General features: G+C 71.0%; 2 protein-coding genes. Both read left to right on the top strand.

The annotated features are described in order from the left end of the window. Positions 1-1,843, top strand: a 1,843-nt coding sequence (locus B2X67_RS16010) for a 3'-5' exonuclease (protein WP_286786089.1), incomplete at its 5' end; no start/stop codon positions are given. Continuing rightward, the coding region (locus B2X67_RS16005) for a hypothetical protein (RefSeq protein WP_286786088.1) at positions 1,840-2,185 on the top strand (346 nt) is incomplete at its 3' end. The genes B2X67_RS16010 and B2X67_RS16005, both read left to right, overlap by 4 nt.

The raw sequence follows: 2,185 nt of genomic DNA, 5'->3' as shown, positions 1-2,185 counted from the left end.
CCGCGGGCGCGACAGCGTGTGGCACAGCGAGGAAGCCGGCGAACTGGCCGCGGTGCTCGCCGCCTATGCCGAACCGGGCCGCGAAGGCGTGCTGCGCTACGCCCTGGCCAGCCGCCTGCTCGGCCGCGATGCCGCCCAGCTGGCGCGGTGCCAGGACGACGAACGCGCCTGGGACAAGGAGCGCGCCGATGCCGAGCAGTACCACCAGTTGTGGCAGCAGCACGGTTTCATGCGGGTGTTCCGCGCCTGGCTGGATCAGGAACAGGTGGCCGAACGCTTGCTGGCGGGCATCGACGGCGAGCGCCGGCTGACCAACCTGCTGCACCTGGCCGAGCTGCTGCAGGCCGAGAGCCTGCAGCGTCCCGGCCTGGAAGTGCTGCTCGCCTGGTTCAACGGCCAGCGCAACAGCGAGGGCGCCGGCGACGATGCCCTGTTGCGCCTGGAAAGCGATGCCGAACGCGTGCAGATCGTCACCATCCATACGTCCAAGGGCCTGGAGTATCCGCTGGTGTTCTGTCCGTTCCTCTGGGACGGCAAGCTGCTCGGCCAGTTCACCGACAGCGCCCGCTGCCACGATGAAAACGGCCAGCCGCTGCTCGACCTCGGCAGCGCGCAGCTCGACCAGCATCTGGAAAAAGCCCGGCGCGAAGTGTTCGCCGAGAAGCTGCGCCTGACCTACGTGGCGCTGACCCGAGCGCGTGACCGCCTGTGGCTGCACTGGGGCCCGGTCGCCGTGCCCAAGCCGAAGAAGGACGGCGGCCTGCCCGACGAAGGCCTGCACAGCAGCGCGTTGGCCTGGCTGCTGCACGGTCGGCAGTTGCTCGGAGAAGACGCCCTCGGCGAAATCGCCGCGCACCTCAGCGAGATGCCCGGCGTGGCACTGGCGGCCGAGCTGGACCGCCTGGCCGAGAGCAGCCGGGGGATGATCGCCCGCGTGGCACTGCTCGACCGCGAAGCCACTGCCGGTGGCGAGCAGCGCGCCCAGGCGCCGGCCGCGCTGCAGCCATTCCAGCGCAGCCTGCAGAGCGCCTGGCGCATCGGCAGCTTCTCCGGGCTGGCCGCCGGCATGCACATGGAGGCGCCGGACCGCGACGCCCTGGCGATGCCGGCCGCCAGCGAACCGGGCGTAGGTTTCTTCGCCTTCCCCCGTGGGGCGCGGGCGGGGACCTGCCTGCACGCGATTCTCGAAGACTGGGCGCGGGACAAGGCGCCGCTGGCCGAGCTGGTCGCCCCGGCGCTGTGTGCCCACGGCATCGACGCCGAGGTGTGGAGTTCGATCGCCGAGCAGCACCTGCAGCGGGTCCTGGAGACCGATCTCAACGGCGCCGGCCTGACCCTGGCCAGCCTGCAACGCGCCCGTCGCCTGCCCGAGCTGGGCTTCACCTTCCCGGTGGCGAACCTCGACGTGCAGCGCCTGCGCGTGCTGCTCGCCGACCCCGCTATGGGCCTGGCGGAACCGCTGCGCCTGGCCGCCGAGCGCCTGGAGTTCGACAGCCTGGAAGGCTTCCTCAAGGGTTTCATCGACCTCACCTTCGAGCACGACGGGCGCTGGTACATCCTCGACTACAAGTCCAACTGGCTCGGCCCGGACGCCAGCCACTACGGCGGCGAGCGCCTGGTGCAGGCCCTGGCCGGCGAGCATTACTACCTGCAGTACCTGATCTACCTGGTGGCGCTGCGGCGTTTCCTGCGCCAGCGCCTGGCCGACTTCAGCAACGCGCAGCTTGGCGGCGCCTACTACCTGTTCCTGCGCGGCATGCCGCAGGCCGGCGTGTACTTCGCCCGGCCCCGCGACGAACTGCTGGATGCGCTCGACCGACTGTTTGCCGGAGCGGCCACATGATCGTCATAGCGCGGGCGCAACCCGCGGGTGGTACTGCGCATGACGACGGGGGTTGCGCCCGTCTTGCGGCCTGCCGCTCCACCGTAGGGTGCGCCGCGCGCACCGCCAACACCGCGGTGGCGACCGGTGCGCATGGCGCACCCTACGGGTTGCCGATGAACCTTGCCGAGTGGCCGCTCGTCGTAGGGTGCGCCGCGCGCACCGCCAACACCGCGGTGGCGACTCGTGCGCATGGCGCACCCTACGGGTTGCCGATGAACCTTGCCGAATGGCCGCTCGTCGTAGGGTGCGCCGCGCGCACCGCCAACACCGCGGTGGCGACTGGTGCGCATGGCGCACCCT

This window comes from Pseudomonas sp. UBA3153, assembly GCF_002364635.1.
Taxonomy (GTDB): domain Bacteria; phylum Pseudomonadota; class Gammaproteobacteria; order Pseudomonadales; family Pseudomonadaceae; genus Pseudomonas_O; species Pseudomonas_O kuykendallii.
Note: the sequence above shows the minus strand (reverse complement) of the source record. Positions and strands in the feature narration are given on the sequence as shown.